The organism is Nocardia niigatensis NBRC 100131, assembly GCF_000308655.1.
In the GTDB taxonomy this organism is placed as follows: Bacteria; Actinomycetota; Actinomycetes; order Mycobacteriales; family Mycobacteriaceae; genus Nocardia; species Nocardia niigatensis.
Genome location: NZ_BAGC01000111.1, coordinates 54029 through 75316 on the forward strand (window position 1 = coordinate 54029; position 21288 = coordinate 75316).

The window sequence follows — 21288 nt, forward strand, 5'->3', positions numbered from 1 at the left end:
ATGCGGGAGGTGATGGCCGCCACGGTCCATGCGGCGGGCGGGGGGCGGAGGGCGGGTGAGGAGCGGCAGGAACCAGGTCAGGGCGCTGGTCAGGAAGTCCAGGTTCTCCACCGGTTCGACCAGGCAGAGCGCCGGGTTGTTCGGGTTGGGCGGAGACTATGCGGGTTCGCCCGCCGAGGGACCAGCGTGGATCGCGCGCATCCGGGCGGGCCGCGCTGAACCACGACCACCCATGGCTCCGCTGCGCGGCGATGTCGCACCCCTCCGCTACTGTGATCCACGCGGCCCGCCGGGCACCGAAGTCAGCTTCGTCGCTGCCCCCACCCGCACGCCGATTTCGCGTGCCTAAGTGGGGAATACAAGGTGGCATTGGTCCGGGGAAGTGCCGGTAAACTGCTCAATGATGCACAGCAGGGTCAACTTTCGCAGCAGCTGGTCGAACTGGCCGGATATCAATGGGGTCAGAAGATATCCGCTGGTGAGGTGAACTCCTGGCTGCGCAGCCTGCCGCAATTTCTGTCGGATCTGGTGGACGCGGGACTCGGCGAGGTCGAGGTGCTGCTCGAGCATCGGCTGCCGCACAGCCCCAAACGGGTCGACGTGATCCTGTGCGGGGTCCATCCGCGGACCGGTGCGGCCAGCTATGTGCTGGTCGAGCTGAAGCAGTGGTCCAAGGCGGAACTCATTGCCGCAGACCTCGTTTCGGCGACCGATGGCACCGACTCGGACGCGGCCGCGCAGCCGCCCGCCGACGATTCGGCCGCCGAGGACACCGCTCTGTGTGCCGCCACGTCGGAGCCCGCCGCCGTGTGGAACGGCAAGTACACCGCCCTGCACCCCGCAGCGCAGGTGAGTGCCTACTGCCAGTATCTGGTGGACGCCACCCCGGCGCTCGCCGAACGGCGCGACTGCGTCTTCGGCATCGCCTACCTGCACAACGCCCACGAAGCCGACATCCGATCCCTGCTGCAGCATCCGCCGACCGACTTCGGGCAAATGTTCACCATGGACAATCGGGCCGCCATGGTCGACCGACTACGCGCGTTGCTGTCGGTCGACGCCGGACGCGACCCAGCGCGCTCGGCCGCCGACGACTTCCTGAACTTCCACCACGCACCCAGCAAAGCGCTGCTAACCCTGGCAGCCAAGGAGATTCAGGACCGCGAGCAGTTCGTGTTGCTCGACGAGCAGCGCATCGCCTACCAGATCGTGCTGCAGGCCGTCGCCAGAGCTCGGGCCGCACGCACCCAGACAGTGGTCGTGGTGCTCGGCGGCCCCGGATCCGGCAAGAGCGTCATCGCGTTGAGCTTGCTCGGCGAGCTCGCCCGCACCGGCCGCACCGTGCACCACGCCACCGGCTCGAAAGCCTTCACCAAGACCATGCGGCGGGTGGCCGGTAGCCGGAACACGCGCGTGCAGGGCCTTTTCAAGTACTTCAACAACTACATCGGTGCCGACCCCCGCGCGCTCGACGTGATCATCTGCGATGAGGCGCACCGACTCCGCGAAACCAGTGTCAACCGGTACACCACCGCCGAAATGCGTGCGAAAGCCGGCCCTCAGATCGAAGAACTCATCAACGTGGCGTCGGTGCCGGTCTTCCTGCTCGACGAGAATCAGATCGTGCGGCCCGGCGAGATGGGATCGCTCGAGGATATTCGCGCCGCCTCGGCCGCCGCCGGATGCGAGCTCGAGGTGGTCCACCTCGACGGCCAATTCCGGTGCGGCGGATCAGAAGCCTTCGACTCCTGGGTCGCCCGACTACTCGGCCTGCACCCGCAGCCGCCGATCCCGTGGAGCACCCTGATCGCTGGCAGCGACGACGACTTCCAGGTCACCACGGCAGCCTCTGCACCCGCGCTGGAATCCTGGTTGATCACCCAGCAGAAGAAGGAAGGCGGCACCGCGCGTGTCGCCGCCGGTTACTGCTGGCCGTGGAGCGACCCCGTCGACACCCCCACCGGACGGCGACTGGTCGACGACGTCGAAATCGGCGACTGGCGTCGCCCGTGGAATGCCAGGGAAGGCAAGAAAGTACCCGACGTACCCATCTCGGACTTCTGGGCCTCCGACGAGCGAGGGTTCGGCCAGGTCGGCTGCGTCTACACCGCGCAGGGCTTCGAATACGACTGGGCCGGAGTCATTTTCGGCCCGGACTTCGTGCGCCGCGGTGACAGCTGGGAAGCACGCCAGAAGTTCTCCTACGACCCCGCCGTGAAAAGAGCTGACACACTGCACTTCGCGGGCCTGATCCGCAACACATACAAGGTGCTGCTGACCCGCGGCATGGAGGGCGTATGCCTGTACTCCACCGACCCTGAGACACAGGAGTTCCTGGAGCGAATGACCCGCTGACACACGGTGACTCAGGGCCGGTGCAACTCGGTGTACTTCACCGCCCGGCCCTTCACCGCCGCCACTGGATACCGCTCTTCGTTCTTCCTCAGCTTCTCTTCCACCGCTGCCCCGAGGTCAATGCCCAGCACATCGACCAGCCGCAAAAGGTAGATGAAGACATCGGCGACCTCCTCCTCGACACGTTTGCGGCGGCCGTCGTCTTCACATACCGCGGAACTCTCTTCCGCCGTGAGCCATTGGAACAATTCCGACAGCTCGCCGACCTCTCCGGTCAAAGCCATCACCAGGTTCTTCGGCGTATGGAACCGCTCCCACTCCCGGCGGGCGGCGAACTCGGCGACCAGTTGCTGGAGGCGTTCTACAGTCATCGCTTCTGTCTATCAGGTGGGCGCTACTCGATGCCGGACACTCGGATATCCCACCGCTTGATGATCCGATGGTGGCCGAAAGCATCGTCGATCAGGCCGTGCTCGAGCTCCATGAGGATGCTGCGCGCTCTGGTCGACCAGTAGAGCCAACATCGTCGATCGGAGGCCTTACGACGGTTGATCGAGAATGGTCCGTTTGAACGTTGAACTGCTCATGACGTTTTGCGGCTACCGCGAAGCTTTACGTGGTCTGCCCCGTGCGACTTTGGCGGGTCGCCACATACGCAGATCATTGTCGGTCAGCCCGTGCTCGCCCTGCATGGTGCGGCGGTCGGGATCGGAAGCTCACAGCATGACAACCGTCACTGGGGAGGGACTACACCCAGAAAAGCTCATCACAGCGTGAGCATCCAATCCGGGTGATCGATGAATCCCTGTGGGATGTATTCGGATTCGACGTCGATGCGCATTCCGCGGTCGTGGGCCCAGCAGGTGAGGGCGAGCAGCGGGACCGATACGAACCCGTCCGGACCGCCGCGGCGCTTCGCTGTGTCGAAGTACTTCCGATGTCGTTTGAGGGCCTTCGCCAGTTCTTTAGCAAAGACTTTCTCGTCGTCGGCGGCTATGGCCGTGAAGACGTCGATCGTCGGCTTGATCAGATGATCGATGACCGTCTGAGCGCCGATCTTGCTTGTGGTGTCGAGGCTCTTCGCGCGGTCGGCGAGGCTACCGAGGTCGTCGCGCCAGGCCGTTTGCAGAAGATCGACCCATTCGTACTGGAATTCGTCGGCGACGCCGCCGTCTCCCGTATCGCGCAAACGCTCCACAGGGTACCGGGCGAGCATGTCGCCGGCTTCGGTGTCGCGGGCGACCGTCGCCCACCAGAAGGCGGTCAACCAGCGCCCGGTGTCCGCAGCCTGGTTGGGACCCGTCGGCACCCGGTAGGCCTCGCCGCCGAACCCCAGATCTACCGAATCGCGCTCGCCTGTGACGAAACCATCGACTACCCGGAACAATCCCGTCGCAGCCTGTTCGGCAAGCTGTGCGGCCTCGAGGGTCGCGGTTGAGTCGGCGGTCGGGTCCTCGATGAGGAGAACACCGAGAAGCGCCCGTGCGAGGGTCTCGACGAAGAAAAGGTTGTCGGGGCGCTCCGGGAGCCGGGGAATATGGTCGCCGAGGTATCCCCGGTATTCGTCGGCGCGGCCCTCGAATGTCTTGGCGTCGATTGCGTGCCGTGGCACCACCGCGGTCACAGCTGGTTCACTTCCCTAGGTCGAAGGTCTTTGTCGCGTACCCACCGTACTGTTCGCCGACGACTTGCCCGTTCTTCTTCAGATCCTGGACGCGAGCGCGGACCAGGACGTATTCGATGTTGGCAGGGTTCGTTGTCAGCAGTCTGTTGGCGAGGGTTCGCTCGATCGCGGTTCCGTTGTTGGCCATTTCGGTGATGATGGCGCGGTAGTAGCCGCTGGTGCCCTGTTCGTAGCGCTTGGCGTCATCGCCGATGCGCGAGCCGAGCCGCGCCTGGGGACTCTTCTCCTCCACGATCACGATCTTGGTTTGGTTGGTCGCCTTGTCGGTGACTTCGTAGACCTTGTCGAAGCTGCCGGGGCCGGCGCGAGCCGGATCGCTGATCAGGTTGACGTTGTAGGCGCTGGACGGGTAGATGTCATCCAGGTACTGCTTGCCAGCGATATTGCCCAGCCCTTCGCCCGCATCGCGTTGCGCGACATACGCATTGGTCAAATCGGTGGCTGTCTGGTCGCTGACCTTGCCCGTCGCGGCTTTCTCGCTATCGGCCTTCGTGGACAGGGCCTGCACAAGCTGGACGGACATGTACCGTTTGACAACGTCGCGCATGGCGTCCATACGCATTTGAATGCCGGCGGGTTGCTTCTTCTCGGTGCCGGGTTTGAAGGTGGCGCCGATGAGGTTTTCATCGACAATCTCGTATTGGTTTGTCGTGGAGTTCAGTTGGATCTGGGGAACCGGGACACCGTTGAAGTCGACGGCGTGGGCGTCCTTGCGCCGGAACTCACCCAGCGAAGGGTAGAGGTTGTAGTAGGCGGCCTGGTAGCCCGAATCCTTGATCTTGTCCGTCAGCGGTAGGTTGCGGAGTTCGACCTCGGTCGGCCCGGGCGGTGCGCGCGGGGCGGAGGATGCGGCCGCCGCGGTCGTCGCGGGTGTCTGCTTGTCGCCGTTGGGCTTTGCGGATTGCGAGGGCGCAGGCGCCACGTTGGCGCCGGTGAGGATGCACGATTGAGCCTTCGCCTGGATCGCAGCGCCTTCCGAGTCGAGCTGGTCGGCTTCGGTGTTGTAGCTGTCGACTGCGGCGACGTTGGTGTTGTCGATCGTCGGCGCCGCGTTGTTGTGGGTGTCGGCGCGCTGTTCCCACGCCTGCTCTTCGGCGAGGACCTGCATGCAATCCGCGGGCCCGCCCGGCTGGGCGAAGACGACGCCGGAGGAGCCGAGGACCACAGCAACGATGGCAGTGAACAGCACCGCCAGTATTCGCGGCAACGTCGACCACATGCGTTCGGCAGATGCCCCCATCATCGGGTGTAGCGCCACTTGCCACCTTCTTTGACCAGGTAGAACATCGTGGTTTCCTCCGCCAGATCCGGAAAGCGGACTGTCACATCTGCATTCGCGAGATCACCGGCGATGAGGACGTTGCTGACGAACAGGACCTTGCCCTGATCGGATCGGATGCCCGCGGGCGGCAGGTTCGCGTTTTCGTACCGCTGCCGCAAGGTGTTGCTGTAAAGGTCGAGCACCTTTTTCGGATCGTCGGTCTCGAGCACACTGCGCAGGACAGTCTCGATTTCGGCCTCGTCGCGAGCCCGTTGGGCAGCGGGATCGGTATGGCCTCCGACCATGACGAACACCCCGATTCCGATCGCGGCGGCCACCACTGCGATGGCCACTCCGAGAAGAAGAAACTTCTTCCGCGGGCCACGCGCGCGGGGCACCGCCTGCGGATCGAATCCGCTGGGCGCGGCAGCCATCACTTCGTCGGATGAGTCGAGGCCGGAATGCCCAGGTCAGGGCAGTACTTCCATTCCCCGCTTTCCTTCTTGAAGCTGACCGGGCCGGTGTAGTCGTCGCCGCTTTCGGACTTGCCGACGGCTTCGGCGGTGGCGCTGTCGCCAGTGATCTCGACCTTGTCAAGCTTGGTGAGCTTGCCCTTCGGGCGGGTGGTCGACGCGTTCGCCATCATCTCGGCAGGCACCGACTTGATCAGATCGCTGAACTGCGTGCAGAACTTGTCCGCGACGTCACTGGGATTCTTGGCGCTCATCACAGCCCGCAGATTCGACTCCATCTGCGCCTGTTCAGGGTTCGCCGAGGTGCCGCCGGTGCTGTCACCCCCACCGCAGCCCGCGATCACTCCGGCGAGCGACACCGCACCGACCAGCGCGCCGAGCGTGCGCAGGCTGCGCGGACGTGGCTGTACTACAAGCAAATTCATAATGATTCTCCCCACTGATGCCCCCTCCGGCTCAGGATGCTAAATGACCTGCTCCTGATTTGCGATCTCGGACAGGGCGATTCCCCGCCGCGATGGTGTGATGTTCAGCACGCGCCTGAGGTCAATGGCCTTGCCTACCAGAGCTATTGGCCACACTCGTGCAATGCGGTGAGGAAGGGCGCCACGGCGCACTCGCGGCTCGTCCGCCACGGGGTCGCGACTCCGTGCGCCGCCCTGAACGTCGCCACCGGTGAGAATCCAAGCACTGCGGAAGCTACGCGGCTGCCCGCACAAGGCCGGAGCTCGACATCGACGCGCTGTGCAAGCTCTACGGTGTGCCGGAGGAGCGCACGCGGCAGATGAAGCCCCCTGCGCTGCAGGCGGATCGCCGCACTCGGCCGACTGACGAATCCCATTGGTGGGCAACGTATGAGGATCTGATTCCGGCCGAGTTCGAGACCTACATGTCGTTGGAGATGGCGGCCGAGCGGATGATCACCTACCAACCCGACACGGTGCCTGGCATCGTCCAGACCGCCGACTACGCGAGGGAGTTGAATCGAGTGTTCTTCGCCTCCGACACGGCTGAAGACCGCCTACGACCTCATCAAGTCGAATGGTGAGGATCGAACCACGCCGGGTAGGGCAGCTAGGAAACCAACCGATTGGAACTTGGGCTCGTTGGCCAGGTGCGTCAGGCTGGGGTGACTAGCTCGGCCGGGCGAGCGTCGGTGCAGGGACCGGATAGTCGCGATACCGGCATTCCGGCTTCGGTCGCGGCGATGTCCAGAAGATCGGGATATCGTTGTGCGAGTGGGGATCCCGTTGACAGAGACCATTAATCAGCGATTCGTTGCGAGAGCCGAGGCCCGGGAGTGCGTGCGGCTCGGGATCTTCGGAGGGTAACGAAATGGTCGACGAAATTCCGTTTCCGGTAGCGGATCTGATGCGTGCGGTGCGGGCCGAGATCACCGCGGATCTCCGCGGCGATGGTGGAAATGCCCGCACCGTGGCACTGCGCAATGGCTGCCATGTCGAAAGCGGCGGAGGTCGATACGAGTACACCTTCGAGACCAGAGTCGAGCAGAGTCCACTCAACAGCCCTCAGATACTGCTGCGGAGCGGGATGGCGAAGGAATGGTCTCGCGGTGAGGCTGTGTGGGAGGCCGATCGCAAAGTCCGCGTGACCACCGCGACCGACCTGGGGTCGCGGATTCGCGAACTCACGATCCGGGACGACGAGACCGCCGGGCTCGAGCAGCTGATCGAGAAGTTGAAACTCGTGGGTCGGAACGGGAGCCTCGATCTCGAGAAGTCCGGCTGGATGATGGGTGAAGGCAGCCCGGTCGTCGGTCAGGAGCGGCGGCCAGAACAGTTCGTGGCGGGCTACCGGACGCTGTCGCTGAACAACTTTCAACGTCACGCGATCGAACAGGCGTTGGGCAGTGACGCGACATTCATCTGGGGGCCGCCGGGTACCGGGAAAACGGAGGTCGTCGGCAGGATCATCGAAGGCTGCTATCGGCAAGGGCTGACGACGCTGTTTCTCGCCCCGACCAATGTCGCCGTCGACCAGGCGCTGGAGCGAATGTGCGAGTTGCTGTGCCGGGAAGCGGGTTTCGAGTTCGGCCTGGTCCAGCGAGCCGGAAAGGTCGGGACCGCGTCACTGAGCACCAGATTCGGCGACGCCATCATCACCGAGCGGGTGGTGAGCCGACTCTCGGAAGCGCTCGTCCAGCAGCAGGCCGCGGTCGCGAAGCAGCTGGAGGAGGCGCACGCCGTGCTCGCGATTCACGATAGGGCGGTCGAACTCGTGCAGGAGCAGGCGAGATTACGGGCGGTGCTCGCGACGACGCCAGGTGAAAAGGACGATGCGGCGCAACAGCACGCGAAATGCATCGCGGAAATCAACCGGTCGCGACGCAAGCGGGATCAGCTCGGAATCCCGAGCGGGATCTTCGCTCAGCGAACACAGAGCAAGCTCGACGAGCTGAATCGGGCGATTGCGGAGAAGGAGGGCGAGGCTGCCGGATGGGCTTCGCGAATCAAGGACCTGGGCCGGGATCTTGACCGTGCGGGCACTCGCCTCGATCGGGTGACGCTGGAGCTGCGATCGGTCGAGCGTCTCAGGGTCGGGTTGGTTCCCCACGCCGAGGCGCGCGCGACCGTGGACGAACTGACAGAGCAGCACCGGCAACTTGGGGAACAGCTGTCGAAGATCGAAGACGTCGTCCGAGCCGCATGCCGCGTGCTCGGCACGACAGTGGCCAAAGCCGTGCAGTCACGAAAACTACTCGACGCCATTGATGTCGTGGTGATCGATGAGGCGGGCATGGTAAACCTGCCGTCGGCCTGGTATGTTGCCGGACTCGCGCGGAAACGGATCGTGGTCGCCGGGGATTTCCGGCAATTACCCGCCGTGACACAGGGATCCGGTAACGAGAACGCGGCGCCCGCGGACCGCGCACACTCCGAGAAATGGATGGACCGCGACGTCTTTCATGCGGCTGGCCTGGTGGACAGTGCCGGGTCGGTACGCCAAGATCGGCGGCTGGTTCGGCTTGCCGAGCAGTACCGTATGCGCCCTGCGATCTGCGCACTCGTCAACCGGGTGGCCTACCGTGATGCGCCGTTGACCACCGGTCGCGACGACCGCAGCAAGGTGCCACCTTCACCGCTGTTGGAGAGCCCCTTGGTTCTGGTGGATACAAGTGATCAACGTAAGGCATTGGGGGAGCGGTCAATTCGTGGCGGCCATCGAACCAATGCCGTGCATGAGGGAGTCATCCACGAACTGGTGCGCGCGCTGCAATCGGACGGTGTGCTCCCCGCCTTTCAGGGTCGCGCGGAAGGGTCTCCCGTTGATCGGCTGGCCGTCATCGCTCCGTATCGTGACCAGGTGACAGTGCTGCAGAAGAGCATTTCGCACCGTTTCGGGGTCGGCTTCGATGGGCTCGTCGACACCGTCCACAGGTTCCAGGGCAGCCAGAGACCTGTCGTCATTATCGATACGGTGGCAGGAGCCTCCGATAGGGCAGGCCGCTTCTACGAAGGCGTCGGTCCGTCATCTCAGACAACCCGGCTGCTGAACGTCGCGCTGAGCCGGGCGCAAGATCATCTGATCGTCGTTGCCGACGTCGAGTTTCTCGAGCGCTCGCTCCCGGCGGGCAGCGAAACGGTTCAGATGCTCGCGCATCTGCGAGAGCACGCGCACATACTGCCGGTTTCCGATCTGGTGCCCGTTCGGATGGCGTCGGACTTGGTGCGGCTCTCCGATCGAGAGCTGGTCAGGCCCGCCTTCTTCCCGAAGGATGAAGTCCAGCGGGCCGTCGAATGGGACGTCGACCGAGCCATACGCAGCATCGAAATCTATTGTGCGTTCCTGGATCCCGATCCAGTCGACTTCTGGCTCGAGCGATTTCGAAAGAAGCTGTTCTCCGGGGTCAAGGTCGTTGTTCACACACGGGATCAAAAAGGAGGGTCGAAGGGCGAGAAGGCGGCTATTCGCCTGCGAGATGCCGGCTGTGAGGTCGACGCTCGCCCGTACATGCACGAGAAGGTCGTGATCATCGACGACGAGGTGCTCTGGCACGGATCGCTGAATCTGCTTGCCGGCAGCGGACCTACGGACCTGATGATGCGGATCACCAGCCGCGCGTCCTGTGCGCGAGTGCAAAAGATCATGGCCAGAGCCAGATCCGAACTCCAGTTCTCCCGAACGACATCCCCGGCGAAGAATGCAGGGCCGATCGAAGCGGCGGCACGAAACAGAAGATCGGCGGTACCGGTCAAATCGTCTGGGCCGCAGACGAATAGGTACGAGAGCAGCTGTGTGGACTGCGGTGAGCGGGTTCCGGCCGGGGGCGGTGAGCTGATCCGTAAAGTCGGGAAGAACTGGATGGTTCGCTGCCTCTCGTGTGCCCGATCGGATCCGCACAGCAGGTAGGATCGTCAAGCCGTGCGCAGCCGTCGCCTTTATCTGGGCAACGGCCCGGCACCAGCACCCGAACTGCGAAGCCAATCATGTTGCCCCGGGTGCGCATCAGCGCCTCTGCGACAACCAGCCCGCGTCGATCAACTGCTGTGCCAGGTCGTCTGCCTGGCACATGCCTGGTTGGAACGCTTCCGGCCAGCTCGCGAGAACACCGGGATCGGTTGCGTACGAGTTGAATACGACGATCGTGGTCCGCGTTGGGCTGAACTGCACGACGGCATCGGCTCCCGTCTGCTGCCCACCCCGGGGTGCGCGGACACTCATGTCAAGTTGTTGAGGCCAACCAACTATCCCGGACTATTTACGAAGGCGCCGAACAGGATTCGAATTGCATTCCCGGTCGGTGCGAAGAGTAGTGCAAGTCAGGTTGTCAACTATTCGCGCAGCAGTCCCAGCGCCGGATGCTCATCACCACGGCGGCGCCAGGATTGTCCACTCACGGTTGCGCTTCCAGTCCTCATAGCTGATGGCGTTGGTGAATTCCGGTGCCCCGATGTTGTTCTGGCCTTCGTCGTCGGTATCCGTAGTATTCGGCGAGTTACTCGATACCCCAGGGGGTTTCGTGAGGGCGGCTCTGATCTCTTCCGGTAGATTCAACCAGCTCACTGCACGCTCCGAACGAGTGACTTTGCTGATGGGCTACTGTTTGCTCCCCGGCCAGCCTGGATACGGGTCGAGTGTGGGCGCAGGCACGTCGGATCCCGTACGGGAGTCCCGGCCTCGTAATGCGGCGGGCACGGGGTTGTCGGGGCGATCGGCACAGAGGTTCTGTTCGCCATGGGAATTGGTTCCCGGGTCGGTCATCTTCGCGTCGGTGATTTTCCAGTGGCCGAACACGTCGGTGGTCGGATACCGTGCCGGACCCTCACCGGCGGAGAGACGTGTCGGCTGGCCGGTTGGCGGTGGCTGCATGGCGAGTCGAACAGTGCGGCCGCCATCTGGCAGGGTCCCGGCACCGCTGACATTCACGAATGGGTGATACTGACCATTGAACGGATCCTTCTCGGCTGGAGACGATTTCAAGTCCAGTCCGTCGACCCAGACGCACATCACGGCATGCCAGGTAGGTTGGGCCGACTGCGACTGCGACTCCGGCGGATGCGCGGAGTCGTCCGGCTTCAGCTCCAGTACATGCGCATAGAAGGTGCCCAGCGTGTGTGTGTCGCGAGGCTCGTCGAAGGGCATCGACATGCCGTCCAGGCGCATATCGGGCTTACCGCGTTGTGGAGCTGCCCGGTCGTAACCCGGGTAGGAAAACTTGTCCGGCGTCGGCCATGGGTTGCCGGTTGGATCTGTGCGGTAGGAGATGAACGCCGACTCCATGTAGGCGCGGGCGATGACCGCCGCATCAGAGGTCAGCACGATTCCCGGCACCGCGGACCAGCGAAAGCTGAACTCGAACCGGTCTGGGATTCGATACCCGGGTGTGCTCGTCGTACAGGCCACCAATATCGCCATTAGGCCCAGGCCGACCGTCGCACGTCGACAAGTTCGCAGGAAGCCCGAGGCACTCATCGTGGATGCTGCTCCGATTGGCTGTGCCCGCTGTTCCATCCGTCGTCGTAGGCGAGGAGGCCGGGAAGAAAATCTTTCATCTTCTCTTTGAACATCGGAAGACTATTCGCTCCGTTCATGCCATCGAGCCGCTTGATGTCGTAGAACGACATCAAATTGCCGTTGCTGTCGAAGTAACGGCCTATGTTCGGGTCTTTCGAGTAGTCGGGGTGGTCGGAGGTCAGCGTCATGCCTTGAAGAATGTTGTAGAACCGTTTCGACTGACTGCCGTATCCATCCAGGTCGGCGTTCGGCCCGAGCTCGGGCACGGCCCCGAACAACCAGTTCTTCACCTCCGGAGCCGCGACCTTGACACCCAGCTCGGTGAAGTCGCTGATACTGAATCCCATTGGCAGACTATTCGATCCGCCGAGCGCAGGTATACCGAGGCGGGGGATGTGCTTGCCTCCGAACGCGGCGATGTCCTTCACCGAATCGAAGATCGTCTGCTCGTATTTGAGCTGGGTGGCCTGATCCATTTTCCGGCCGTCGAGTTCGAGCTGCATGCCGGACTGGGCGGCGGCATCGATTCTTCCGGCCCATTCGCCGAGCGCGTAGTTGGTGCCGCCGTGCGCCCCGAAGGCCTGGTTCATCTGCGCGATCGACACGTACGCGGCGCGGTTGAAGTCGACGGCGGCATCCTTGTTGGAATCGATGACAGCGAAGATGTTCTTCACATTCGCCTGGTCGATCGCACCGAAACCGTGTGTGCCGAAGGCGCCCTCGGTAGTGCCGACCATGTCAGGAATATACGACGCCAGGGTTTGGCCGAGCGCCTTGGTCATCTTCGGGTCCACCATCCCGATCGACTGATCACCGCCGTCGAGGTGGAGCAGGTCGTGGGCGTGGGTGCTCGCATAGTTCGCCAGCGCCCAGGATGCCTCGCCCGATTGCTGATTCAGGGTGGGATCAGCCGAGGTGGCATATCGGCCGGCAGACTCGATGACCTTGCTGACGCCGTCCTCGTGACCGTGCCAGTCCCGACCGAGCAGGTCGGCCACGTGCGAGGGTGCGTCGTAGTGCCCGCCGTCGGTGACCGTGCACTGCATATTGGTGCCGTACAGCAGGTCGTGGACGGCCAGCCGGTCACCGCCGGCCTGATTCAGCATGCGGTCGGCGAGGTCGGTCGCGCCGTGTGGTTTCGGCTCCAGCACAAGGTTGTTCGCGGTCGCCGCGCCGATCTCCGCGCCCTGTTTCAGCAGCCCACGGTCGAGGTCGCTGCCCTGGGCCAATCCCGGATTCCCCTTACCCAGCAGATCGACGAACGTGTTGAAGTCGCCTTCGTGCGGGATGTCGATGAAATTGGCGGCGAACTCGCTGGCCGGGGCTTTCTCGCTGCGCCGGACCGGGTTCTCCTTCAGCAGTGTTTGCACCTGGGTGGGCAGCTGAATCATCCCGCCTTGGTCCTCGACCTTATCGTCGCCGACAGTCTTGATCTGAGGGTTCGACATCAGCTGCATCGCGTCGACCAAGCCCGTCTCGAGCGTTCCCCGCTTGTCCGCCGGTAGTTTGTCACCGAACTGCGAGATGTCGGAGACGCTCATCCCGTCCATGCCTCGCATCAGGGAGCGCAGGTAGTCGAATCGCTCCTGCGGCAGATCCACATCCTTGCCGTTGAGTAGATCCTGGAGCTGGTCGGGAGTCAGCTGGGTCGCCAGCTGCAGCCGCTCGAGCTGATCAGGGGTCGCCTTCCCGTTCTTCCACGCGTCCAGATCCTGCTGTGCAGCTACGGGATTCAGCCCCGCCGAGGCCGGAGTCAGCTGCTCGATCGAGGCCAGCGCCGTGCTCAGCGCGGTGGCGATGGCGTCATCGGCCGCCCCGATATCGGCCGCCAGCCGTTGCAGGGCGACCGTCTGATTCGCCGCCTCGTTCTTCCGGTCGATCTGCAACTGATTGATCTGGTCCTTCACTTGCTGGCTTCCGGCCAGGAGCAGAGCTTCCGCGTAGTTGTATGTGTCCTCGACGTACCAATCCTCGGAGACCTTGTAGAAGTCGCCATTCAGGTGGGTCACCGTTTGGCGGGCCGAGGCGACCATCGGTTCCAACGCCGACTGACCGTTTCTACACGCCGTCGCAAGATCGTCGAAGGCGTCCGCGACCACGCCCATCTGCTGGCGTTCTCGATCGACCCGTCCGTCAGCGCCGTCACGCCCTTTTCCGGACCAGTTCATGCCATCGATGGTTTTGTGCATCGACGAGGCGTTGTCCCTGACGCCCTTCGCGATCGACTCGATCGTCGGCGCGAGATTCCCGAGGTCGACGAGCCAGCCCATCACCGTAGATTTGCTGGGCGTGGCCATGCTCAGCGCGTCCCGCTGTTGAGATCTCCAAGAGCTGCGAACCGGGCTGCGGCATCCTCGTCGGTGTCGTGATAGGTGTCGGCAGACGTGCGCAGCAGCCCGGCGAATTCCTGATAGCGGCCCTTCACCACACCCATCGCTTTGGACCGCACCGCCTCGACCCTGTCGAGCTGGACCGCGGTCGCCGATCCCGCCAGATCCGAGCCCAAGGTACCCAGGAGCCCTGAGGGAGCAAACAGACCGCCGAAAGTGGGTAGCTTCCCCACCGCGTCTGCGAACCCGTCGATCGTCGTCGCGGCATCCCGCAACTCCTGCGCCGACACCTCCATGCCGCCCCCTTGTCATATTGCGTTCACCCGCAACGCTTTTCACGCATGAGCAAGATCAATCGAGCTGGAACTTTACCAGGAATCGATCACCCAGAGCCTCGGACTGGCCTGGCCGAGTGCCAATTCCCTACCGGGCAGTGGGCTCGCGGTGTCTGACCGGTTGCACCGCGGCCGATCCTGCAGAGCCGCTGAGGCTTTCGGCGGCCTGGTCATGCCCCGCGGTCTCGGATGAACTTCACCGACCGCGGAAGGTTGGCCCCGCCACCGTGCCGGCTCGCGACCCGCAAGGCGCGGTCGAGGATGCCGGCAGGGCGCGGTCTCGGTCCGCCGGCGACTCAGCGGCCCTTGATCGCCTCGCGTGCGAGATTTCCGAGTGGGCCGGCAATGCGTGCGAAATCGTTGACTACCTTCCAGTCTTCCTTGGTCGCATTCGCGGGCGAGTTTTTCACGCGAGCGATTGCGTTGCGGACGTCTTGCTCGGATTGGGCCATTTCATTCTCTCCTTTTCGCAGTCCATTTCGATGAGTCTCGACGTATCGGTCAGAGCCTGCGCCTACGGTAGGGTCGGGGCATCGACCGGGATTCCGATGCAAAGTTCATATGTCTTCGATGAAGCGCACACCTCGGCGCTTGGCCTCGATGTGCCTTTCGTGAGTGCATGGCTCCGGGTTCGCCATGGAAGGCACCGCCAGCAACAGTGGCCAAATGAACGCACGGGGCATGATCGAGATGGCGATGTTGAAAGGATTCGCGGCTACGAACATGCGAACCCGAAGGCCGTGTCGCTTCTGGTAGTTGTTATTGGCAACAACGACTCCTACCAGCAGATAGGTGACTATGAAGATGAATACGGCAAACATTCCTTCACCATCCTCGCGTGATGAGTTTTGTCGAGTTCCACAGAGTCGCGCCGACCGATCTGCGACACGCAAGTCCTCGAAACAGGGCGACGGATGCTGCCGCCTCGATTGCGCACATGCGCCCATGGTGGCCTGTGCTCTGGGCCGATGTCTGTCGGGTGTTGACCCGACAGACATCGGTTTGACGCCGGCGCAACGTGATCGGGGGGCTCACCGTCGTCGCGCGCGAACCTGAACCCAGATCTGGTCGTCGGTGTCGAGCACCGTGAGATCGCTGATCTTGCCGAGAGCGTCGAGCTGTCGGCGTGCTTTGGCGGGCTGGTCGCCGACGATGCTCACTATGACATCGAATTCGTTCGCCGAGACCACCAGTCGGGCAGTGGACGTGCTGGTGGACAAGACAATTCGGGGGCAGGCCACGAGATGGTGATCGGCGGCGACGTCAGGGAGCCCGGGGGCGACAGCGATATCGACGGTGACGCCCCGGTACTCGGCGGACTCGATATCGGTGTGAAGTTCGCGCAGCACAGGATGGTCGAGGACATCGGCCAGGACGAACAGCCGACGCAACCGGGATGCTTCCACGAGGCACGTAGCCTGCACGGCAGGGTCTTTCGGTGAGACTCTCCGGGCGGCGAAGCTTTGCAAGAGCGGTGTCACCCGCGCCATGATCTCTTCGTTGCGCCGCTGAAATCGGCGGGTCAATGCTAGATGGACGGCTTGTCGACGTGTGAGTTCGGCGTGTTCGTCTGCGAGGGCCTGGGCAGCCGTCGTTGCCCGCCGGATCGAGGTGAGGAATGTGATCGCGAGTGCCTGCATCACCGCGACGCTCGCCACGAGATAGGTGAGTCTGATCAGGTTTTCGCCGGTGGGGCTGTGCAGCAGCAGTGTGGTCCCCGAGATGAGCCAGGATAGGCCCAGTGTGCCGTAGAGGACCGCCGGGCGAGCACGGACCATCAGCGCGACGACCGTCCACCCGATATCGGCCAGTGCCCAGTTCACGCCACCGAATACATCGCCGGCGGGAAGAATCAGTATCTGGATCGGCGCGATGGCAATCACCACCGCGACAGCGAATCCTGACCACGGGATTCTCCATCGGATATTCAGTCCGGCGACGCACCCGCAGACCAGATGCCCGATGACCAACGCCAGTTGTGTGGGGAGGTGCGGCGGATGGGCAAACGGCATTCGCGCGATCGCGGTGATTGTGAGGGTGATCGAGATGGCGACCAGACCATACCCGTAGCTGGTGCGAAGTCGGACGATCTTTTGGGCTGTGCGCGATGGATCCGTTGCTGGGATCTGGCATGGTGCTGCCGCCGGCCAGGTCAGTGTGACGGTGGTACCAGCGGCCGAGGAGGCGAGGGTTGCATCGCCGCCGATGTCGCGTATGCGCGCGATGATCGACTGCCGTACGCCGTGACGTCCGCGGGCGCCGTCGGAGGATGCTGTGAGCCCAGTCCCGTTGTCGGTGATGGCGAGTCGCCCCGATTCGACGGTGACGATGACCGCGGTCGCATTGGCGTGGCGTTCCACATTGGTCAGCGCTTCTCGTGTCGCCGCAGTCAGCGCGTGGGCCGTGCGGTGGTCGACGAGTACCAGCGCACCGAGAAGGGATACGGGTAGGGCTGGTTCGGCGCAGATCGGTGCCAGCGCATCGGTGAGGTCGACGTCGGTGTGATCGTGGGGCACGGGACTGCGGGCCAGAGCGGCCAGGTCGCGCTCGGCTTGGCGAGCCAGCCGGTCGGTGTCGGACGCCGCATCGTGACCGACCATCAGCAGGGTCGCGGTGGCAGTGTCGTGCAGGAGCCGGCGTTGCTCGCAGTCATAGCTGTAGAGCTCGTCGGCCACCGCCGCCGCGAGTTGTGCGTCGTGCAGGCGGTCTTCCTCGTCGTCGACGGTATGGGCGACCCGAATCATCAAGCGGCGCAAGATAACCGCTAACACCCATTGAACGGCGAGAAAATAGATCGAGAGCACCGAGAACGGATGGGCCAGGCCATCGAGGGTGTAGCCGAGCAGGCAAGCGAGACCGGTGGCGATGAGCGTGGCCGAACCGGCGGCGCCGATGATGCCGATCCCCGTTGACACCGCGGATTGTCCGGCGACGATCTGCGCGGCATTCGGGGTGTTCGGGTCCGACAGTTCGGAACTGGCGACGACGAACGGGGTGCACACCAGGTAGGCGAGGACCGCGATGATGTCAGCGAGAACCCAGGCCGATCCGCGGCGCCGGGTCCAGAGCCGAAACGCTGACCAACTCCCGAAACCGGTGTTGAGCAGCAATCCCACCGGAGTGTGCTCCGGCTGCAGCGGGTAGATGACCGCAGCCAAGAGAAACGGTAGATGGCGCAGCAGCAGCGCCGACAGCGCGATCTCATCGGTGAGCCTGGTCGTCATCAGCTGCGGTTCGACCGCGTCACCCGCGGAACCGGTCATGGCAATTCGTCGGGACTCACGATGCCGTCCTGGATGGCTCGTGTCACGAGGGCGGCCTTGGTACCCGCGGGCCGGCCGACCGCCGCGTATTTGGCGCGAACGCGGGCGATATAGGTTTCGACGGCACTCTCGGAAAGGTATAGCTGTATGGCGACAAGGGATTTCGATCCCGACTGGAACCAGAGCAGAAGAACCTGCTGCTCGCGTGCGGACAGCCGCGGACGCACCGGCATCGACACCGACGACATCGCGTTGGCCATCGTCAAAGTCATATGCAGTTCCGCGCCGGCCGCAGCACGGACCGCTTTCAGAAGTGGTTCGCGTCCCTCGGTTTTCGCCACATAGCTCGCAACCCCTGCCTCGAGGCAGTTGCCCACCAGCCGCGCGTCGGTGTGCTGGCTGTAGATCACGACTCGATGCCCCCGATCACATAGGTCCGTCACCGAACGCAGGTGGGGCGCGCCGGTGCCGAACTGCAGGTCCAGGATGACCACATCGACCGAGCCCGCGTCATCGGTGAACTCCGTCGGCGATTGATATTCACCGACGACGCGGATGGGTGGATCGGCCACGGCGCACCAACTGGAGATGCCCTCGTGGATTACGTCATGGTCGTCAATGAGAGCGACCCGGATGATTGAGTTCAACTCTGCTGGCACAGCCTTCCTCCACCGACGGTGCGACAGTATGGCATTGAACATCGCTGTGCTGGCGTAATGGAACATTCGCCGGGTTCGCCTGGCATCGCGACCGACGATGGCGCCCATTGGTCAGACCCGCGAATCTCGTTTCCCGAACCGGATTCGCTACAGGCCCACATCCACCTGCAGGCCCAGCTGTTCCATGACGCGGTTCGCCGCATCCCGGACCGGACCACGCTGGGTCGCGACCTTGCCGTCCGCCGAGATGATGGTGTTGAGCCAGATCGACGCGCCCCGACGCCAATCGATCTCCGTGGCGAGGCGCTTGTACTGTTCCAGTCGCCAGTCGAGATCCGGGCTCTTGCGGATCTCGTAGGCGACCCGGCCGATGACGACGAGTCCGGTCGCGGTCAGGTTGATGTACTTCTGCCGGAAGTCGGCGACCTGGTTCGCGGGTCCACCGGTGGTGGGCAGCTCACAGATCTCACGCCAAGGATCCATGTGCTCGGAGAGAATATCAATGAGAGTTACTGCGTCCGTGACGAATTCGTTGCGTGCCGTCTTGTCATTGATCAGCTGTGCGCTCTGCTTGGCGACCGACTCCTCACTGAGGGCGTAGTCGTTGAACAGCAGCTCCTTGACGAACTGGCGAACCTGGTTGAGCAGGAATACCGCCTGCGACGCCTTGGGCAGTTTGCTGGAAGTGGCATCGACCCGGCCCCGGAACAGGCGCGTCTGGTCGACGAGATCGGCGAGGACGCCGTTGATGGGTTCGCGGGTGTTGTAGACCGCGAGCAGGCTCGCCGGAATCTGTTTGGTCTGTGCGGCATCCGCGAAATCCTGATGGATGCGCTTGAGGTCGTCTTCGACAACGATGAGCACAGCGAGACTGTCGTCCTCGAAACCGATTTCCAGGTCGAGCAGACCGGGGATAGCGCTGCGGCCGGTGCCGTGCCCCTTGATCGCGGTGATCCGGTGCTGGCCGTCGGTGACATAGAACCGCACGCTGTCGCCGACCACCATGAAACCGAGGCGATTCTTGAAGTTGCCCCGGGGTACGTGCAGTGCCGGCAGCTGGCGGGCGTTCAAGGTGACCGGCGGAAGGATGTAGTTGCCTCGGTTCTCGCGGACGTAGTGGTTGATGCTCTTGACGTGGTCGGTCATCAGCGGGCGGTTCGTCGTATTCGCGGGATCACCACCCTTGTCGGCGGATTCGGCGACCACCTGACGGGTGAGGAACGAATACGGGAAGGAGGTCGAGATCATCGTCCGAACGCCCTGCTGGAAGACGGTGCACGGGAAGACGCGAGCGCCGGCCGCGGCGGCATCGGCGGATGCGGCCGCCAGTGCGTGATCGAGGCCATCGTGCTCCATCAATCCCATAGGGTTGCCGGTCATCGAGAGTCCTTTCGTTCGGGAGTAATTGGGTGCACCGGTTCGGGCCGGCGTGGGTTGTTCAATCGGGGTCCGGTTCCAGCCGTTCGCTCGGCAGCACGCCGACGATCAGGTCTCCGGTTGAATTGCGGTAGCGGACTATTGCGAACCATCGACGGTCCGGCGTCTCGCGCCAGCGCACGATGCTCCCGTACCGCGTGCCCTCGTGGGTAGCGATCGTGCAGTCCCGTAGCAAGGATTCGTCGGTCCGACTGCGATCGCACACGGGGCAGGCGAGCGGTGTTGCGCGAGAACATACTTTCTTGTACCGGCGAAGTTCGATGGCTGGGCTGCCGCCGCAACGGTGAGCCAGGGCGCGGTCGACTGCGAGAACATCGCAGTCCCGAGCGGAATGGTGTACAGCGACGGCGGGAAAGCCCGGGTCTACCAGTACCCACACCACCTCGTCGGGAGAGATCGGATTGGCATGGGTGGGCCGGTAGTTTCCGAGGTCGCGTCTCGAATAGCCCCACCGTCCCGACACATACGGGCCCCAATCCTCGGGAGGTCTCCAACCCGGACCTGATACGTCCGCCCAATGATCCATCGGATGCGCCTCACGGTGAAATGTCAAGGTTGTGCAATAGTCACTGGCAGACTGAATGAAACTTCTTGCGTCGCAGTATGTTCTGAACAGCTCAGCTCTATAGATGGTCGTGAGCCGAGTTCGCCGGTGCCTTGGATGAGTTATTTCGCTGCGGCTTTGCCGCTACCGCAGCGACACCGTCGCCCCGCCGGAGAACATCGAGTCGTGCAGGACGATGTGGTCCGGGGTGGAGTCGGCGGGAAGGTCGTAGACCACCTGGGCGGTGATGGAATTGCCCGGGTTGAGGTTGGCGTAGAGGCTGGTGTCGGACTGGAGGTTCATGGCGGCTGCTGCGTCGTTGGAGAACTTGCGGTTCTGGGCGTCGTAGACGTCCTGGTCGGAGGGGGAGAAGCCGTAGGGGACCTTGCCGATATTGCGGACGGTGAGTGAGATGATGGTGTAGCTGCCCTGGGCGGTTTTGCGAAGGTAAGGGTTGGTGCCGACTTCCTTTATGCCGGTTTGGATGTCGGTGACGGTGAACTCGAATTTGCCGTCGCGGACTGGGGTGTTGAGGCCGGGCGCGGGGGGCTTTTCGGTGGTGGGGGCGGGTGCGCCCGCGGCGGGTGCCGGGGCGTTGCCGGCGGGACCGGGGGACCTGGTTGCCGAAGTCGACGGGGGCTGGGCCGTTTTGGTGTCCTTGCCGCCGAGCACTCCGCCGATGCCGCAGAGGGCGACGATGCCCGCGATGATCAGCAAGATGATCTTGAGAGCATTCGACTTCTTGGGCGGGGTCGGCGCCATGGGGTACTGCGGTGGGTACTGCCCAGGGAATGGCGCCTGGGGGTAGGGCCGTGCGGCCTGGTAGGGAGGGGGTGTGGCCGGATAGGGTCCTGGCGTGGGCTCGTTGGGCGATGGCGGGGGCTGGTAAGTCATTGGCGTTCCTGGCATTTCGGTGGATGGGCGAGGCGGGAAAAGCGGTGGTGACCGCACTTCCCGCCTCGAATGCGGGT

At 63.5% G+C, this 21288-nt stretch carries 17 protein-coding genes; 4 read left to right on the forward strand and 13 right to left on the reverse strand.

All coding sequences use genetic code 11. The features are described from left to right. Positions 1-363: 363 nt before the first annotated feature. The gene (locus ON33_RS34305; protein WP_040863318.1) at positions 364-2355 is read left to right on the forward strand and encodes a DUF2075 domain-containing protein; all 1992 of its coding nucleotides are present in this window, start codon (positions 364-366) and stop codon (positions 2353-2355) included. 11 nt (positions 2356-2366) lie between these two features. On the opposite strand, the gene ON33_RS34310 is transcribed toward ON33_RS34305, so the two are convergent. The 5 genes from ON33_RS34310 to ON33_RS34330 all read right to left on the reverse strand — a co-directional run bounded on the left by ON33_RS34310 (position 2367) and on the right by ON33_RS34330 (position 6213). Continuing rightward, on the reverse strand, positions 2367-2726 hold the full coding sequence (locus ON33_RS34310) for a nucleotide pyrophosphohydrolase (RefSeq protein WP_040863319.1): 360 nt from the start codon (positions 2724-2726) through the stop codon (positions 2367-2369). 395 nt (positions 2727-3121) lie between these two features. Beyond that, positions 3122-3979: an immunity 49 family protein gene (locus tag ON33_RS34315; protein ID WP_040863320.1), complete on the reverse strand. Its 858-nt coding sequence runs from the start codon at positions 3977-3979 to the stop codon at positions 3122-3124. A 7-nt stretch (positions 3980-3986) separates the two neighbouring features. Beyond that, positions 3987-5297 (reverse strand): hypothetical protein, encoded by a 1311-nt coding sequence (locus ON33_RS34320; protein ID WP_157184885.1) that lies wholly within the window; start codon positions 5295-5297, stop codon positions 3987-3989. Further along, a complete protein-coding gene (locus ON33_RS34325; RefSeq protein ID WP_040863322.1) occupies positions 5279-5734 on the reverse strand; it encodes a hypothetical protein in 456 nt (151 codons plus the stop codon). The genes ON33_RS34320 and ON33_RS34325 overlap by 19 nt, the downstream gene beginning before the upstream one ends. Further along, positions 5734-6213, reverse strand: coding sequence for a hypothetical protein (locus ON33_RS34330; protein WP_157184886.1), 480 nt, complete (start codon positions 6211-6213; stop codon positions 5734-5736). Before ON33_RS34330 ends, ON33_RS34325 begins: the two co-directional genes overlap by 1 nt. 320 nt (positions 6214-6533) lie before the next feature. On the opposite strand from ON33_RS34330, the gene ON33_RS34335 reads away from it, so the two are divergent. Both ON33_RS34335 and ON33_RS34340 read left to right on the forward strand, forming a co-directional pair. Then, the gene (locus ON33_RS34335; protein WP_040863324.1) at positions 6534-6821 is read left to right on the forward strand and encodes a Scr1 family TA system antitoxin-like transcriptional regulator; all 288 of its coding nucleotides are present in this window, start codon (positions 6534-6536) and stop codon (positions 6819-6821) included. Between the two features lie 287 nt (positions 6822-7108). Then, the gene (locus ON33_RS34340; protein WP_040863325.1) at positions 7109-10144 is read left to right on the forward strand and encodes an AAA domain-containing protein; all 3036 of its coding nucleotides are present in this window, start codon (positions 7109-7111) and stop codon (positions 10142-10144) included. Between the two features lie 456 nt (positions 10145-10600). Here ON33_RS34340 and ON33_RS42040 read toward each other — a convergent pair whose 3' ends face one another. The 4 genes from ON33_RS42040 to ON33_RS42045 all read right to left on the reverse strand — a co-directional run bounded on the left by ON33_RS42040 (position 10601) and on the right by ON33_RS42045 (position 14866). Further along, positions 10601-10798, reverse strand: coding sequence for a hypothetical protein (locus ON33_RS42040; protein ID WP_157184887.1), 198 nt, complete (start codon positions 10796-10798; stop codon positions 10601-10603). 33 nt (positions 10799-10831) lie between these two features. Next, positions 10832-11650 carry a hypothetical protein gene (locus tag ON33_RS34350; RefSeq protein ID WP_157184888.1) on the reverse strand — a complete coding sequence of 273 codons (819 nt, stop codon included), beginning with the start codon at positions 11648-11650 and terminating at the stop codon, positions 10832-10834. A gap of 53 nt (positions 11651-11703) precedes the next feature. Beyond that, positions 11704-14418: a TPR repeat domain-containing protein gene (locus ON33_RS34355; RefSeq protein ID WP_245551059.1), complete on the reverse strand. Its 2715-nt coding sequence runs from the start codon at positions 14416-14418 to the stop codon at positions 11704-11706. Positions 14419-14710: 292 nt separating this feature from the next. Further along, on the reverse strand, positions 14711-14866 hold the full coding sequence (locus tag ON33_RS42045; RefSeq protein ID WP_157184890.1) for a hypothetical protein: 156 nt from the start codon (positions 14864-14866) through the stop codon (positions 14711-14713). A 30-nt stretch (positions 14867-14896) separates the two neighbouring features. Here ON33_RS42045 and ON33_RS42050 point away from each other — a divergent pair, with 30 nt between their 5' ends. Beyond that, a complete protein-coding gene (locus ON33_RS42050; RefSeq protein ID WP_157184891.1) occupies positions 14897-15256 on the forward strand; it encodes a hypothetical protein in 360 nt (119 codons plus the stop codon). Between the two features lie 189 nt (positions 15257-15445). Here ON33_RS42050 and ON33_RS34370 read toward each other — a convergent pair whose 3' ends face one another. The 4 genes from ON33_RS34370 to ON33_RS34390 form a co-directional block, all read right to left on the reverse strand. Continuing rightward, a complete protein-coding gene (locus ON33_RS34370) occupies positions 15446-17218 on the reverse strand; it encodes a sensor histidine kinase (protein WP_157184892.1) in 1773 nt (590 codons plus the stop codon). 455 nt (positions 17219-17673) lie between these two features. Next, a complete protein-coding gene (locus ON33_RS34375; protein WP_245551061.1) occupies positions 17674-18444 on the reverse strand; it encodes a response regulator transcription factor in 771 nt (256 codons plus the stop codon). Positions 18445-18483: 39 nt separating this feature from the next. Then, positions 18484-19716 carry a DNA sulfur modification protein DndB gene (locus ON33_RS34380; protein WP_040863331.1) on the reverse strand — a complete coding sequence of 411 codons (1233 nt, stop codon included), beginning with the start codon at positions 19714-19716 and terminating at the stop codon, positions 18484-18486. Between the two features lie 745 nt (positions 19717-20461). Then, on the reverse strand, positions 20462-21079 hold the full coding sequence (locus tag ON33_RS34390; protein ID WP_040863333.1) for a DUF4352 domain-containing protein: 618 nt from the start codon (positions 21077-21079) through the stop codon (positions 20462-20464). Between the last annotated feature and the right edge of the window lie 209 nt (positions 21080-21288).

What these genes read in the sequence shown, in the direction of transcription:
- ON33_RS34310 (WP_040863319.1), bottom strand. Translation starts at nt 2,726, where the DNA reads ATGACTGTAGAACGCCTCCAGCAACTGGTCGCCGAGTTCGCCGCCCGC.
- ON33_RS34325 (WP_040863322.1), bottom strand. Translation starts at nt 5,734, where the DNA reads ATGGCTGCCGCGCCCAGCGGATTCGATCCGCAGGCGGTGCCCCGCGCG.
- ON33_RS42045 (WP_157184890.1), bottom strand. Translation starts at nt 14,866, where the DNA reads ATGGCCCAATCCGAGCAAGACGTCCGCAACGCAATCGCTCGCGTGAAA.
- ON33_RS34380 (WP_040863331.1), bottom strand. Translation starts at nt 19,716, where the DNA reads ATGACCGGCAACCCTATGGGATTGATGGAGCACGATGGCCTCGATCAC.
- ON33_RS42050 (WP_157184891.1), top strand. Translation starts at nt 14,897, where the DNA reads ATGAGTCTCGACGTATCGGTCAGAGCCTGCGCCTACGGTAGGGTCGGG.
- ON33_RS34340 (WP_040863325.1), top strand. Translation starts at nt 7,109, where the DNA reads ATGGTCGACGAAATTCCGTTTCCGGTAGCGGATCTGATGCGTGCGGTG.
- ON33_RS34390 (WP_040863333.1), bottom strand. Translation starts at nt 21,079, where the DNA reads ATGGCGCCGACCCCGCCCAAGAAGTCGAATGCTCTCAAGATCATCTTG.
- ON33_RS34350 (WP_157184888.1), bottom strand. Translation starts at nt 11,650, where the DNA reads ATGGCGATATTGGTGGCCTGTACGACGAGCACACCCGGGTATCGAATC.
- ON33_RS34375 (WP_245551061.1), bottom strand. Translation starts at nt 18,444, where the DNA reads ATGGGCGCCATCGTCGGTCGCGATGCCAGGCGAACCCGGCGAATGTTC.